The 14,390-nt window shown below is 73.9% G+C and carries 11 protein-coding genes and 2 tRNA genes; 10 read left to right on the plus strand and 3 right to left on the minus strand.

Going from position 1 to position 14,390, the window contains the following annotated elements:
- Nucleotides 1-97: 97 nt before the first annotated feature.
- A complete protein-coding gene (locus tag R2D22_RS19010; RefSeq protein WP_318105119.1) occupies nt 98-976 on the minus strand; it encodes a bifunctional DNA primase/polymerase in 879 nt (292 codons plus the stop codon).
- A 363-nt stretch (nt 977-1,339) separates the two neighbouring features.
- Between R2D22_RS19010 and R2D22_RS19015 the strand changes: the two genes are divergently transcribed.
- The 8 genes from R2D22_RS19015 to R2D22_RS19050 all read left to right on the plus strand — a co-directional run bounded on the left by R2D22_RS19015 (nt 1,340) and on the right by R2D22_RS19050 (nt 9,200).
- The gene (locus R2D22_RS19015) at nt 1,340-1,648 is read left to right on the plus strand and encodes a hypothetical protein (RefSeq protein WP_318105121.1); all 309 of its coding nucleotides are present in this window, start codon (nt 1,340-1,342) and stop codon (nt 1,646-1,648) included.
- Between the two features lie 230 nt (nt 1,649-1,878).
- Entirely contained in the window at nt 1,879-3,108 is a 1,230-nt protein-coding gene (locus R2D22_RS19020) for an acyl-CoA dehydrogenase family protein (RefSeq protein WP_318105122.1), read from the plus strand.
- Complete coding sequence (locus tag R2D22_RS19025; protein ID WP_318105124.1) at nt 3,105-4,037, plus strand: bifunctional MaoC family dehydratase N-terminal/OB-fold nucleic acid binding domain-containing protein; 933 nt, start codon at nt 3,105-3,107, stop codon at nt 4,035-4,037. Before R2D22_RS19020 ends, R2D22_RS19025 begins: the two co-directional genes overlap by 4 nt.
- A 2-nt stretch (nt 4,038-4,039) precedes the next feature.
- The gene (locus R2D22_RS19030; protein ID WP_318105126.1) at nt 4,040-5,101 is read left to right on the plus strand and encodes an acyl-CoA dehydrogenase family protein; all 1,062 of its coding nucleotides are present in this window, start codon (nt 4,040-4,042) and stop codon (nt 5,099-5,101) included.
- Nucleotides 5,098-5,496, plus strand: coding sequence for a MaoC family dehydratase (locus tag R2D22_RS19035; RefSeq protein WP_318105128.1), 399 nt, complete (start codon nt 5,098-5,100; stop codon nt 5,494-5,496). The genes R2D22_RS19030 and R2D22_RS19035 overlap by 4 nt, the downstream gene beginning before the upstream one ends.
- A complete protein-coding gene (locus R2D22_RS19040) occupies nt 5,493-6,662 on the plus strand; it encodes a lipid-transfer protein (protein WP_318105130.1) in 1,170 nt (389 codons plus the stop codon). Before R2D22_RS19035 ends, R2D22_RS19040 begins: the two co-directional genes overlap by 4 nt.
- A gap of 187 nt (nt 6,663-6,849) precedes the next feature.
- Nucleotides 6,850-7,395, plus strand: a complete 546-nt coding sequence (locus tag R2D22_RS19045; RefSeq protein WP_318105132.1) for a SigE family RNA polymerase sigma factor — start codon at nt 6,850-6,852, stop codon at nt 7,393-7,395.
- Nucleotides 7,396-7,550: 155 nt separating this feature from the next.
- Entirely contained in the window at nt 7,551-9,200 is a 1,650-nt protein-coding gene (locus R2D22_RS19050) for a long-chain fatty acid--CoA ligase (RefSeq protein WP_318105133.1), read from the plus strand.
- A 53-nt stretch (nt 9,201-9,253) separates the two neighbouring features.
- Here R2D22_RS19050 and R2D22_RS19055 read toward each other — a convergent pair whose 3' ends face one another.
- Both R2D22_RS19055 and R2D22_RS19060 read right to left on the minus strand, forming a co-directional pair.
- On the minus strand, nt 9,254-13,129 hold the full coding sequence (locus R2D22_RS19055; protein ID WP_318105135.1) for a response regulator: 3,876 nt from the start codon (nt 13,127-13,129) through the stop codon (nt 9,254-9,256).
- Between the two features lie 230 nt (nt 13,130-13,359).
- Complete coding sequence (locus tag R2D22_RS19060; RefSeq protein ID WP_318105137.1) at nt 13,360-13,815, minus strand: SSI family serine proteinase inhibitor; 456 nt, start codon at nt 13,813-13,815, stop codon at nt 13,360-13,362.
- A gap of 212 nt (nt 13,816-14,027) precedes the next feature.
- Between R2D22_RS19060 and R2D22_RS19065 the strand changes: the two genes are divergently transcribed.
- Both R2D22_RS19065 and R2D22_RS19070 read left to right on the plus strand, forming a co-directional pair.
- Nucleotides 14,028-14,118, plus strand: a tRNA-Ser gene (locus R2D22_RS19065).
- Between the two features lie 183 nt (nt 14,119-14,301).
- A tRNA-Arg gene (locus tag R2D22_RS19070) sits at nt 14,302-14,374 on the plus strand.
- Nucleotides 14,375-14,390 lie beyond the last annotated feature (16 nt).

Below are 14,390 nucleotides of genomic sequence, written 5' to 3' on the forward strand. Positions count from 1 at the left end.
CGACTTCCGGCAGGAATCCGACATGGACGTCGACCCGGTGCCGGCCGGACCGGCGCGGCCCGACCGGCGCGGCCGGCACCGGCGAGCTGCCGGACGCTCAACGGTCCGTTCGTGGCGGGGTGGTGAGGCGGGCGGCCGAGGCCAGGGTGGCGCGGGCCTCCTCCTCGGTGAGGCCGGTGTGGAGGGCGGCGGAGACCAGGCGCTCCGCGAAGCTGTTGCCGAGGCCGTTCTCGTAGGCGCGGCAGGCGGCCCAGAAGAGACGGGTGTTGCGCTGGCCCTCGTGGGCCGCGAGGACGAAGGCGATCAGGCCTTCGCCGTGCGGAGCGCGGGTCGTCGCCGGCTTCGTGCGGGTGCGGGCCGGCGGGGCGACGAGGTGGAGCAGGGCCCGTGGACAGGGGGCCGGGTCGCGGTCGGCGGTGCCCGGGGCCAGGCGGTACGCGCCGTGGGCGGTGACCGAGCCGGGGCCGACCAGGTAGCCGCCCGAGCCGCGGATGTCGATGCCGGGGGCGAGCCGGCTCGCCGAGTTGGGGACCACGACGTCCGGCGGGCCGGTCAGCCACAGGTGGCGGCCGCCGCTCGGGGTGAGGACCGTGACCGTCGGCGGGAGCGTGAACAGGTGGCGGAGGGCGAGTTCGCGGAGTGATGCCACCGCGTCGGTGTCGCCCTTGGTGTCGAGGTCGACGCCGATGAGGTGGTGCGGCGGCCGGCCGCAGGCGATGCCGTAGCCGGTGGCCCAGGGCGCGGCCGCGAACAGGGCGCGTACCGCCGCCGGGTCGGTCGTCGCGTCGTGGACGCCGTGGCCGGGCAGCCCGCACTCGCCGCGGCAGCGGGCCGTGCCGGGGGCGTCGTCGTGGTGCGGGGAGCGCAGCGCCGGGAGCTTCGTGGGGGACAGGGGGATGACGGGGAGCCCGCGCTCTGCCGCGGACAGCGCGTGGGCGAGGGCCAGGGTGGCGGTCTGCCGGTCAGGGTTCGCCATGACTCTAGTTTCGTACGCACGTTCGAAGAAGGGAAGCGGAAAGCGGCCGGGGGGAGATTGGCTGAAAATCTGCCGGAACGCTTTCCCCCTTGCGGCGCCCGGGTGGCGCCTCGGTGCCGCTCCCCCAGGCGTGTGAGCTGCGGCTTCCGGGGTGAGCGGGACGTTTATCGACTTGTCCTCACGCTTGAGGGGGAATCGGCCGCTCCGGGGTGGTTCGCCGGGGATTCGTTGGGCAACTCTGGTCTCGCGACGTCGTGAGAAACGATCGAGGCGGTCGGCCAACTGCCTTGATTTCAGCCGTACTTCTGCCGAGTGCAGGACTGCAGAGCGCAGTTCCGCACCGCGTTCCTGGAGGAAATGAACATGGCAAGCATCCGTACCGCCCGCATCGTCGCCGCCGTCGCCGCCCTCCCCCTCGCCGCCGCGGTCTTCGGCGGGGTGGCCCAGGCCGACAACGGCGGATTCGCGGACGACGGATCGAATACGAGTGTGGCCTCGATCGTCGGCAGCGGTGTGGGCGGCGACAACTTCGGCAACTCGACGACCACCCAGCAGGTGGCCACCGGCTCCGGCGCCTCCAACCAGAACAACACCGCCAGCGTGAACGGCTCGGCCTTCACCGCGATCGACCAGGACAACACGTCCGTCACCTTCTACCCGCTGTGGTGGTAGACCGTAGCGACGCCTACGGGTCCGGTCCGACGGGGGGCGTGACGGCGGGGTGAACGACGGCTCGCGCGACGGTACTTCGGTGCCGGCGTGCGGGCCGTTCCGCGTTCCCGCGGGCTCCGCCCTCCGTGTTCCCGGGGGCTCCGCCGCCGCCGGAACCTTGACAGCCGACTGCGATCTGACGGACAGTCAGAAACGCTGATCGTCCGAGCGGACACCGGGAGGCCCCCGCCGTGCACCTCGCCCCGACCGAGCGCCAGCTCCGGCTGCGCGCCGAGCTCCGCGCGTACTTCCGCGACGTGATGCCCGACGGGCCCCCGCCCCCCGGCGACACCGCCGCCCAGCGCCGACTGCTGCGCCGCATCGGCGGCGACGGCATGCTGGGCCTCGGCTGGCCGGAGGAGTACGGCGGCCAGGGCCGCGGCCCCGACGAGCAGTTCGTGTTCTTCGACGAGGCGTACCGGGCCGGCGCGCCCGTCTCGATGGTCACCCTCAACACCGTCGGCCCGACCCTGATGAAGTACGGCACCGACGAGCAGAAGGCGTCCTTCCTCCCCGGCATCCTGCGCGGCGAGATCGTCTTCGCCATCGGCTACAGCGAGCCCGAGGCCGGCACCGACCTCGCCTCCCTCCGCACGAAGGCCGTCCGGGACGATGGGGGCACCTCCCGCTCTGGGGACCCCTCCCGGCCGGAGGCTGGGGGAGAAGCCGAGAGTGGGGGAGAGTGGCTGATCGACGGGCAGAAGATCTTCACCTCCAACGCCCAGAACGCCGACTGGATCTGGCTCGCCTGCCGCACCGACCCGGACGCTCCCCCGCACCGCGGCATCTCCATCGTCCTCGTCCCCACCGACGCGCCGGGCTTCTCCTGGACCCCGATCGACACCGTCGGCGGTCTGACGACCACCGCGACGTACTACGACTCGATCCGCGTCCCGGCCGGCAACCTGGTCGGCGCGGAGAACGCCGGCTGGGGCCTGATCACCAACCAGCTCAACCACGAACGCGTCGCCCTCGCCGCCATCGGCATGCAGGCCGAGGACTTCTTCGACGCCGCGCTCGCCGCCGCCCGCACCCCCGACCCGGTCACCGGCCGCCGCCGGATCGACCAGCCGTGGGTACGGGCGCGGGCTGCCGAGGCGTACGCCCGGCTCGCCGCGACCCGGCTGCTCAACTGGCGGCTGGTCGGTGACGTGGGGGCCGGCCGGCTGCTGCCCGGTGACGCGAGCGGGGTGAAGTTCGCGGGCACCGAGTCCGCGGTCGAGGTGTACCGGATCTGCCAGGAGATCGCCGGGGACGCGGGCCTGGTCCGCGCCGGATCGCCCGGGGCGTTCGGGGACGGCGAGCTGGAGCGGATGAACCGCGCCGCGCAGATCAACACCTTCGGCGGCGGGGTGAGCGAGGTCCAGCGGGAGATCGTCGCGACCATGCGGCTCGGGATGCGGACGAGGGGACGACGATGACCGACACCGACCCTCTGTACGAGCGGCTCAAGGGCTTCGAGGGCCTGCCCAACACCACCGCCGGGCGCGGCAAGGACCCCGTCAACGAGCCGATGATCCGGCACTGGTGCGAGGCCATGGGCGACGCCCACCCCGCGTACACCGGGCCGGACGCTGTCGCCCCGCCGACCATGCTGCAGGCCTGGACGATGGGCGGCCTGTCCGGGCACGCCGGCCTCTCCTCCGCGTACGAGGAGCTGTCCGCGCTGCTCGACGAGGCGGGCTGCACCTCCATCGTCGCGACCGACTGCGAGCAGGAGTACCTGCGACCGCTCCGTCCCGGTGACGTGATCACCTTCGACTCGGTGATCGAGTCCGTCTCGCCGCGCAAGACGACCAAGCTCGGCACCGGGTACTTCGTCACGACCCGGATGGACGTCCGGGCGAACGGCGAACTCGCCGGCACGCACCGGTTCCGGGTCCTCAAGTACGCCCCCGCCGCACGGACCCCGAGGCCCACCGGAAAGGACGAGCCCCGGCGCCCCCGGCCCGTGATCAACCGGGACAACGCCGGGTTCTGGGAGGGCGTCGCCGAGCACCGGCTGCTCATTCAGCGCTGCACCGGCTGCGAAACCCTCCGGTTCCCCTGGCTGCCTGGCTGCAACGCGTGCGGCGGGCAGGACTGGGACACCGTCGAGGCGAGCGGCGAGGGCACCGTCTACTCGTACGTCGTGATGCACCACCCGCCCTTCCCCGCCTTCGACCCCCCGTACGCGGTCGGGCTGATCGAGCTGGCGGAGGGCGTGCGGATGATCAGCAACGTCGTCGGTGTGCCGTACGACAAGGTGCGGATCGGGATGCCGGTACGCCTCGCGTTCCAGCGGTTCGACGAGGAGTTGGAACTGCCCGTGTTCCGGGCGCTCGACGGAGCCTCCGAAGGGGAGGGCTGACGATGGACTTCACGCCCACGGAGGAGCAGGCCGCGGCCCAGGAACTGGCGGCCCGGATCTTCGGCGACCTGGCCACGCCCGACCGCCTCGCGGCGGCCGGCACCGGGACCGACGCCGAACTGTGGAAGGCGCTGTGCGCGGCCGGGCTGCCGGCCGCCGTCGAGGAGATCGGGCTGCTCGGCCTCGTCCTCCTTCTGGAGGAGCAGGGCCGCACGACCGCGCAGACGCCGTTCGCGGCGAGCTGCGTGTACGGGATCCTGGCCGTCGCCCGGCACGGCACCGACGAGCAGCGCGCCCGGCTGCTGCCCGCGCTGCGGGACGGCTCGGCCGTCGTGGCCGGAGCCTTCCCGGCTTCCGGCGACCCGGGCGAGCGCGGCGGCATCGGCGCGGACGGGCGGCTGACCGGCGAGGTGCCGTGGGTGCCGTGGCTGCGGGACGCCACCCATGTCCTCGTCCCCGACGAGGAGCGGGCGCTCTGGCTCATCCGGACGGCGGACGCGGTCGTCGAACCCGTCGAGCTCACCGCCCCCTGGTCCGCGGGCCGGCTCCTGCTCGACAGCGCGCCCGGCGAGCGGCTCGGCACCGGACCGGAGGCGTACGACGACGTGCTCGCCGCCGCGCGCACCGCCTTCGCCGGCCTCCAGGCGGGCGTCTGCGCGGGCTCGCTGGCCCGCGCCGTCGACCACGCCAACACCCGCGAGCAGTTCGGGCGGCCGCTCGCCACCCGGCAGGGCGTCCAGCTCCGCGCCGCCGACGCGCACATGGACACCGAGGCGATCCGCGTCACCGCGTACGAGGCGGCCTGGCGCCACGATGCGGGCCTGCCGTGCGCCGGCCAGGCGCTGACCGCCGCGTGGTGGGCCGCCGAGGCGGGCAAGCGGGTCGTGCACGCCGGGCAGCACCTGCACGGCGGCACGGGCGCGGACCTCGACCACCCCGTGCACCGGCACTTCCTGTGGGGCCGGCAGCTCGACGCGTACCTGGGCCGCGGCGCCGAACTCCTCCAGGAACTGGGCGACCTGCTGGCGGACGACGTACACCTCGCGAACGGAGAGCCGTCATGAAGGCCCAGGCCGTGCAGCCCGGCGACGAGCTGCCACCCCTCGTCGTCCCGATCACCCGCACCCTGATCGTCGCCGGGGCGGTCGCCTCCCGCGACTACCAGGACGTGCACCACGACGCCGAACTGGCCCGCGAGAAGGGCTCCCCGGACATCTTCATGAACATCCTGACCACCAACGGGCTCGTCGGCCGCTACGTCACCGACTGCTTCGGCCCCCGGGCCGTGCTCCGCAAGGTGGCGATCCGGCTCGGCGCGCCCAACTACCCGGGGGACACCATGACCTTGACCGGCACGGTCACGGAGGTCGACGGCGACACCGCGGCGGTGCGGGTCGTCGGCGCCAACCGGCTCGGGCACCACGTCACCGGCACGATCACCGTGGAGGTGCCGCGATGAGCGGGCGCGGCCGGGGCTCGCTCGGCGGCCGGGCGGCCGTCGTCGGCATCGGGGCCACCGAGTTCTCCAAGGACTCCGGGCGCAGCGAGCTCAAGCTGGCCGTGGAGGCCGTGCAGGCGGCGCTGGACGACGCCGGGCTCGCCCCCGCCGACGTCGACGGCATGGTCACCTTCACGATGGACACCAGCCCCGAGATCACCGTCGCGCAGGCGGCCGGCATCGGCGAGCTGTCCTTCTTCTCCCGCGTCCACTACGGCGGCGGGGCGGCCTGCGCCACCGTCCACCAGGCGGCCCTCGCCGTGGCGACCGGGGTGGCCGAGGTGGTCGTCTGCTACCGGGCGTTCAACGAGCGCTCGGGCCGCCGCTTCGGCTCCGGGGTGCAGCGGCGCGAGCCGTCCGCGGAGGGCGCGGCGCTCGGCTGGCAGCTGCCGTTCGGTCTGCTCACGCCCGCGTCCTGGGTCGCGATGATCGCCCAGCGCTACCTCCACACGTACGGGCTGACACCGGACGCCTTCGGTCATGTCGCCGTCACCGACCGGCGGCACGCCGCGAACAACCCCGCCGCGTACTTCCACGGCAAGCCGATCACCCTCGCCGACCACGCGGCCTCCCGCTGGATCGCCGAGCCGCTGCGGCTGCTCGACTGCTGCCAGGAGACGGACGGCGGCCAGGCGATCGTCGTCACCTCCGTGGAGCGGGCCCGGGACCTGGCGAAGCCGCCCGCCGTGATCGTCGCGGCGGCGCAGGGCGCCGGGCGCAACCAGGAGGCGATGACCAGCTTCTACCGGGACGAGCTGACCGGGCTGCCGGAGATGGGCGTCGTGGCCCGCCGGCTGTGGCGCGACTCCGGGCTCGCCGCCGGCGACATCGACGTGGGCATCATCTACGACCACTTCACCCCGTTCGTGCTGATGCAGCTGGAGGAGTTCGGCTTCTGCGGGCCCGGCGAGGCGGCGGACTTCGTGGCGGCGGACGCGCTGCCGCTGAACACGCACGGCGGCCAGCTGGGGGAGGCGTACCTGCACGGCATGAACGGGATCGCGGAGGCGGTGCGGCAGCTGCGCGGCACGTCCGTGAACCAGGTCACGGGGGCGGCGCGCGCGCTCGTGACGGCGGGCACGGGCGTCCCCACCTCCGGCCTCGTCCTGGGGGCGGACGGGACGTGAGCGGGGCCGGGGCGCCCGGTCCTGTACGCCTCCGGGACCCGACGGCGCCCCCGGCGACCCCGACGACCCTGATCCGGCCCTCCACCTTCAGGAGGTCCGGCTGTCCCCACCCCTACAACCTGAGGCGGACCCGGGTTCGGGACCTGGGGCCGATCCCCGGTCCCACGCCCGCTCCTAGCGTGGAGACATGACTCCGCCACCCGGTCCCGTCTGTGCCGGCGCCTCCAGCCCCGCCGGCGGATACCCCTCGTTCTCGTCGTACGTACGGGCCCGGGGGCCCGTGCTGCTGCGCACCGCGCGCTCGCTCACCGCGAACCCCAGCGACGCCGAGGACCTGCTGCAGACCGCGCTCGCGAAGACCTTCGTCGCCTGGGAGCGGATCGAGGACCACCGCGCCCTGGACGGCTACGTCCGCCGCGCTCTGCTGAACACGCGCACCTCCCAGTGGCGCAAGCGGAAGGTCGACGAGTTCGCCTGCGACGACCTGCCGGAGCCGCTCGGCCTGCCCGAGCCGGACCCGGCCGAGCGGCAGGTGCTGCACGACGCGATGTGGCGCGCCGTGATGAAGCTCCCCGACCGCCAGCGGGCCATGGTCGTCCTCAGGTACTACGAGGATCTCAGCGAGGCCCAGACCGCCGAAGTGCTCGGTGTCTCCGTCGGCACGGTGAAGAGCGCCGTCTCCCGCGCACTGGGCAAGCTCCGCGAGGACCCGGAACTGTCGCCCGTCCGTTGAGCGTCTGCCCAGCCGTAGGTTGGGCGTCTGCACAGGATTGGGCTGTGCCAGCGATCACTGGCAATTTCGGTACTTCCGGGTAGTGACATACCGCATGGTACGCGCGCAGAATCTGCACACCTTGACTGCCACGTAGCGCCCACCGGGAGGACGCCGTGCTGAGCTCCATGCAGGACGTACCACTGACCGTGACCCGCATCCTCCAGCACGGGATGACGATCCACGGGAAGTCGACCATCACCACCTGGACGGGGGAGCCCGAGCCGCAGCGGCGCACATTCGCCGAGGCGGGCGCCCGTGCGACGCAACTGGCCAACGCCCTGCGCGACGAACTCGGTGTCCGGGAGGACGACCGGGTCGCGACCCTCATGTGGAACAACGCCGAGCACGTCGAGGCGTACTTCGCGATCCCGTCCATGGGCGCGATCCTGCACACCCTGAACCTCCGCCTCCCCGTCGAGCAGCTGATCTGGATCGTCAACCACGCCAACGACCGCGTGGTGATCGCCAACGGCTCGCTGCTGCCGCTCCTGGCGCCCCTCCTGCCGCACCTGCCGACCGTCGAGCACGTCGTCGTGGCCGGCCCCGGCGACCGCTCCGTCCTCGACGGCGCCGCCGCCCGCGTGCACGAGTACGAGGAGCTGATCGCCGGCCGCCCGACCACGTACGACTGGCCCGAGCTCGACGAGCGCCGGGCCGCGGCCATGTGCTACACCTCCGGCACCACCGGCGACCCCAAGGGCGTCGTCTACTCGCACCGCTCGATCTACCTGCACTCGATGCAGGTCAACATGACCGAGTCGATGGGCCTGACGGACAAGGACACGACCCTCGTCGTCGTCCCGCAGTTCCACGTCAACGCCTGGGGCCTGCCGCACGCCACCTTCATGACCGGCATCAACATGCTGATGCCGGACCGCTTCCTGCAGCCCGCGCCGCTCGCCGAGATGATCGAGCGCGAGAAGCCGAGCCACGCCGCCGCGGTGCCCACGATCTGGCAGGGCCTGCTCGCCGAGGTCACCGCCAACCCGCGCGACATCTCCTGCATGGCCAACGTGACCATCGGCGGCTCGGCCTGCCCGCCGTCCCTGATGGAGGCGTACGACCGGCTCGGCGTGAAGCTCTGTCACGCCTGGGGCATGACCGAGACCTCGCCGCTCGGCACGATGGCCCACCCGCCGGCGGGTCTGACCCCCGAGGAGGAGTGGCCGTACCGCATCACCCAGGGCCGCTTCCCGGCCGGCGTCGAGGCCCGGCTGATCGGCCCGGCCGGCGAAGTGCTGCCGTGGGACGGCGAGTCGGCGGGCGAGCTGGAGGTGCGCGGCAACTGGATCGCCGCCTCGTACTACGGCGGCTCGGACGGCGAACCGCTCGTGCCCGAGGACAAGTTCAGCGCGGACGGCTGGCTCAAGACCGGCGACGTCGGCGTGATCAGGCCGGACGGCTACCTCACGCTCACCGACCGCGCGAAGGACGTCATCAAGTCCGGCGGCGAGTGGATCTCCAGCGTCGAACTGGAGAACGCGCTGATGGCCCACCCGGACGTCGCCGAGGCCGCGGTCGTCGCCGTGCCGGACGAGAAGTGGGGCGAGCGCCCGCTGGCCACCGTCGTCCTCAAGGACGGCGCGACGGCCGACTACGAGATGCTGAGGTCCTTCCTCGGCGAGTCGATCGCCAAGTGGCAGCTGCCGGAGCGGTGGACGATCGTTCCGGCGGTGCCGAAGACCAGCGTCGGGAAGTTCGACAAGAAGGTCATCCGCAGGCAGTACGCGGAGGGCGAGCTGGACGTGACGCAGCTCGGCTGACGCGCGAGGCCTGACGGAACGGGGCGGGGGAGCAACTCCCCCGCCCCGTTCCGTCAGTTGGTGCCGATCTTCGCGAGCAGGTCGACGATGCGGGCCTGGACCTCGTCGCTTGTGGACCGCTCCGCCAGGAAGAGGACGGTCTCGCCCGAGGACAGCTTCGGCAGCTCCTCCTCGTCGAGCCCGGCGGACGTGTAGACGACCAGCGGTGTGCGGTTCAACTGGCCGTTCGCGCGCAGCCAGTCGATGATCCCGGCCCGGCGGCGGCGCACCTGCATCAGGTCCATCACCACCAGGTTCGGCCGGGTCTGCGTCGCCAGTGCCACCGCGTCGGTGTCCGCCGCGGCCCGCGCCACCTGCATGCCGCGCCGTTCGAGCGTCGCGGTCAGCGCGTGCGCGATGTCGTCGTGCTCCTCGATCAGCAGCACGCGGGACGGGTGTTGCTCGCTGTCGCGCGGTGCCAGCGCCTTGAGCAGGACGGCCGGGTCAGCGCCGTACGCGGCCTCCCGCGTCGCCTGCCCGAGGCCGGCCGCGAGCAGCACCGGGACCTCGGCGGCCACCGCCGCCTGGCGCAGCGACTGCAGTGCGGTACGGGTGATGGGTCCGGTCAGCGGGTCGACGAAGAGCGCGGCAGGGAAGGCGGCGATCTGCGCGTCGACCTCCTCGCGGGAGTGGACGATCACCGGCCGGTAGCCCCGGTCGCTGAGCGCCTGCTGCGTGGACACGTCCGGCGCCGGCCAGACGAGCAGCCGGCGCGGGTTGTCCAGCGGCTCCGGGGGCAGCTCGTCGTCCACCGGCCGCGGGGCCGGCCGGTTGGCCACCTCGACCGCACCGCCGGGGCCGTCGAGCGGCTCGGGGCCTTCGTCGGCGTCCTCGTCGGGCGCCCCTATGGCGTACGCGCGGCCCTCGGCGGGCGGCGTCAGCTTGGACGGCGCGGAGGGGACGGGCGGGACCGGCTGCGGGTCGGGCTCGGTGACCGGCTGCGGGTGCGGGTGCGGCTTCGCGGCGGCGGGCGCCTCGGCGGCCGGCAGGGGCAGCGGCAGCGGGCGGTCGTCCTCCGGCGGGGTCGCCAGCTTGCGGCGGCGGCCGGAGCCGGAGCCGTTCTGCTGGGCGGCGATCTGCTGGGCGAACGGCACGCCCTGGCCCAGGGTGCGCACGCTGAACGCCCGCCCCTGCGTGGTCTCGCCCGTCGGAGCGGCCGGAGCGGCCGGGGTCTCGGCGGGCAGCGGCTGCGCGACGCGCGCGGCCGGGGGCATGGGAAGGGCCGGCGGCAGCGGTACGGAACCCGTGCCGGTGCCGCTTCCCGTCGTGGTCTTCTCCTCGGCCTCGTGCCCGGCCCCGTCCTCGGCCTCGGGTGCCGCCTCCTGCGCGGCGCGGCGGCGGCCGCTAGGCGTGGCGGCGGGCGGCAGCGGGTGCGGCTGCGGCGGGGTGTGGTCCTCGTCCGGCTCGGCCCGTACGGCGTCGTGGCGTCCCTCGTCCTCGTGCTGCCGGTCGGCGGCGGCCGGCGGCAGCGCGAACGGCGTCCGCGGCGCCTCGGCCGCGGCCCTCTCCTGGGCCCCGGCCAGCGCGCGCCGCCGACGCCCGGTGGGGGCGTCGGGGGCGACGGCGTCACCGGGCACGGCCGGAGCCGGAACCGGGGGAGTGCTCGGCGCGGCGGGGAGGGCGTTGGCACTCCGGGGATCGGCCGGTACGGGCTGCGGGGTCTGCGGACCCGGGGCCGGGACGGGGGCCGGGTTCGGGACCGGGGCCGAGGGCAGCGCGGGCAGCGCCTCCGGGGCGGCACGACGGGCGCGGCGGCCCGATCGGCCCGCGCCGACGGCCGCGGCGTCCGCCGGAACGCCCTGCGGGGGAACGGTGTCGCCGAGCGCGGGGCGGCTCTGCGCGCCCTCGGCTGCGGTCACCACGGCGCCCTCGGCGGGCCGTCCGCGGCGCCGGCCGGTGGGCTCGACGGCGCCCGCGTTCTGCGCCGGGATCAGCTCGGCGGGCGCGGGAGAAGGAGCCGGTGCGGGAGCCGGTGCGGGTACGGGTGAAGGCGCCAGAGCGGGAGAAGGCACCGGTACGGGCGTGGGCGCGGCCGCCTCCTCCGTACCGCGGGCACGACGCCGCCCGCTCGGCTCCACGGCACCGCCACCGCCGCCGGCATCGCCCGCCTCCGGGACCATCGGGCTCGCCAGGAACGCGTCCGTGGACGCCCGCCGCGCGCGCCGCCGGCCACCGCCGGTCGTGGTCTCCCCGTTCTGCTGCGCGGGCAGCGAGGCGCCCTGCGCCCCCGCGGCCTCCGCCGCGCTGTCGGCCTCCGGCGCGGCCGGCGGCGCGATGGCGCCCCGCCCGGCGCCCAGCGGGACCTCCAGGACGTACGCGCTGCCGCTCATCCCGGGCACCTCGTGCGTCTGCAGCACACCGCCGTGCGCCGCCACGATGCCGCGTACGACGGGCTGGTGGACCGTGTCGCCGCCGGAGGACGGCCCGCGCACCTCGATCCGTACGACGTCGCCGCGCTGGGCCGCCGCCACCACGATCGTGGAGTCGACGTAGCCGCCGCCCGCCGTCGGGGCGACCTTGGGCTTGCCGGTCGCGTCGACCCCGGCCACGTCCGCGACGAGGTGGGCGAGCGCGGTCACCAGCCGGGGCGCGTCCACCTCGGCCTCGATCGGCGGCGCGTGCACGGCGAACTGCGCGCGCCCGGGCCCGATGAGCTCGACCGCGCCGTCGACGCCGGCCGTGACGACGCCGTCGAGCGGCACGACCGTCTTCGTGAGCTTCTCCGTGCCGCCGTCGAGGCGCTGGAAGCCGAGCACGTTGTCGACGAGCGTCGTCATCCGCCCGTATCCGGCGGCGAGATGGTGCAGCAGCTGGTTGGCCTCGGGCCACAGCTGTCCGGCGTCGTCCGCGGCCAGGCCGGACAGCTCGGCGCGCAGCTCCTCCAGCGGCCCCCGCAGCGAGTCGTCGAGGAGGGCCGTCAGCTGCTCGTGCCGGGCGGCCAGCTCCGTGTACCGCTTCTCCTGCTCCGCCAGCCGTTCCCGCAGCTCGGAGAGCTCGGCCGCGGCGCGCTCCTCGTGAGCGGCGAGCTCGGCCGCGGCGCGCTCTTCGCGAGCGGCGAGTTCGGCCGCGTGGCCCTCCTCCAGCTGCTCGTACGGCCGCCGGTCGGTGAAGGTCATGACCGCGCCGACGAGCTGGTCGCCGTCCCGGACCGGGGCGGTGGTGAGGTCGACGGGGACGCGCGAGCCGTCCTTCGCCCACAGCACCTGGCCGCGGACCCGGTGCTTGCGGCCCGACTTGAGGGTGTCGGCGAGCGGGGACTCGTCGTACGGGAACGGTTCGCCCTCGGGGCGCGAGTGCAGGATCAGCGGGTGCAGTTGCTTGCCGCCGAGGTCGCCGGCGCGGAAGCCGAGGATCTGGGCGGCGGCCGGGTTGACGAGGACGACCCGGCCGTCGGTGTCGGTGCCGACGACGCCCTCGGACGCGGCCCGCAGGATCATCTCGGTCTGCCGCTGCGACCGGGCCAGTTCGGCCTCGGTGTCCATGGTGCCGGTGAGGTCGCGGACGACCAGCATCAGCAGCTCGTCGCCGGTGTAGGAGCTGTACGAGTCGTAGGCCTCGCGGCCGTCCTCGAGGTTCGCGCTGGTCACCTCGACCGGGAACTCGCTGCCGTCGGTGCGGCGCGCGATCATCCGGGCGGGCTTCGTGAGGCCCCGGTCGTCGGCGGCCTCCGGGCGCCGCATGGAGCCGGGGATGAGCCGCGAGTCGAATTCGGGCAGCAGGTCGAGCAGCCCGCGGCCGACGAGGGCGGTGCCGGGCGTCTCGAAGAGGCCGAGCGCGATGGTGTTGGCGTTGACGACCGTGCCGTTGCAGTTGACGAGCACGAGGCCGTCCGGGAGGGCGTCGAGTATGGCTGCGAGGCGAGCAGCGCCTCGGGATGGCCTGCTGCTCACGACGACGGTTCCTCCCTGACCCACTGCCTTGCCCTGGCGACGGCCGGCCGCCCCATCTTGCCCTCCGGGGCCCGGCCTGTCACTGGAGGAGTCTAAGGGCAGGGGCGTCGGGCGTGACGGCGGATGCGGGGGAGCACTTCGCAAGGTTGTGTGCTGTCGGCGTACGTCATCGGCACATGATCGGCACGCTGACCTGTGGTCTCCGGCGGGTCTCGGGGATTCGGCGGCGGTCAGCGGCGGACGAGGGGCAGAACCGGCTCCAGGTTCTCCCAGCGGTCGATCTCGCAGCCGTCGGCGCGGCTGAAGCGGGCGTCGACGCTGCGGCCCTGCCAGGTGCCGGTGATGTGGGCGACGGCCGCGCCGCCGTACTGCTGGGTGCACATCCGGTCCTCGGCGGGCGGCGCGAAGGGGTCCTCGCCCCGGGCGGCGAGCTGCCCGAGCCGGGTGCAGGCGCCGTCGGCGGCCGGGTGGTTCCCGGACGCCCCGTTCGCCCCGCACTCCAGCTCGAAGGTCCCGTTGGCGGCCGGGTCGACGCTCTTGCTGACGGTGACGGTCAGCCGATCGGGGGACGAGAGCAGCGGCAGCGGCGGCAGCCCGCCGACGGGCAGGGCGAGCGCCCCGGCGGCGGGCGCGGCGGCGGACACGAGGGCGGCGGTGGCCGTGGTGAGGACGAGACGGCGCAGCATGCGAACTCCCGGAAGGTACGGCGGTCGGGCGGGAGCCGCGGGCGAACGCCCCGGCTCCGACTGCTCTAACGCTCCGCACGCCCGTTCGTTGCGCAAGCCGAGAGCTTTGCCCTGCGGCCGGGCGGCCTAGTACGGTGGGAGGCGATTGGTGACACCCGGCTCGGCTGTGTCATCATCTGCACGCACCACTCGCGCCCGCGCGACGGTGTGAAGGAGGCGTCGCCTAGTCCGGTCTATGGCGCCGCACTGCTAATGCGGTTTGGGCCTTAAAGCCCATCGAGGGTTCAAATCCCTCCGCCTCCGCTCCCAGAACGAAGCCCCGGCCCCACGGCCGGGGCTTCGTCCGTTCCCGGCGAGACTCGACGTTTTCGCAGGTCACAACGGGTGGGACCAATGGATTTCACATGGCGGCGGCAGTCATGTAATGTTCTTCCTGTCGCCGCGAGCGGGCCGAAAGGCCGGGGAGCGAAGACAACAACAGAACAAGCACTCGTAGCTTAACGGATAGAGCATCTGACTACGGATCAGAAGGTTGCAGGTTCGAATCCTGCCGAGTGCACACAGATCAAGAGGCC

The organism is Streptomyces sp. HUAS YS2 (assembly GCF_033343995.1).
Lineage (GTDB): Bacteria > Actinomycetota > Actinomycetes > Streptomycetales > Streptomycetaceae > Streptomyces > Streptomyces solicathayae.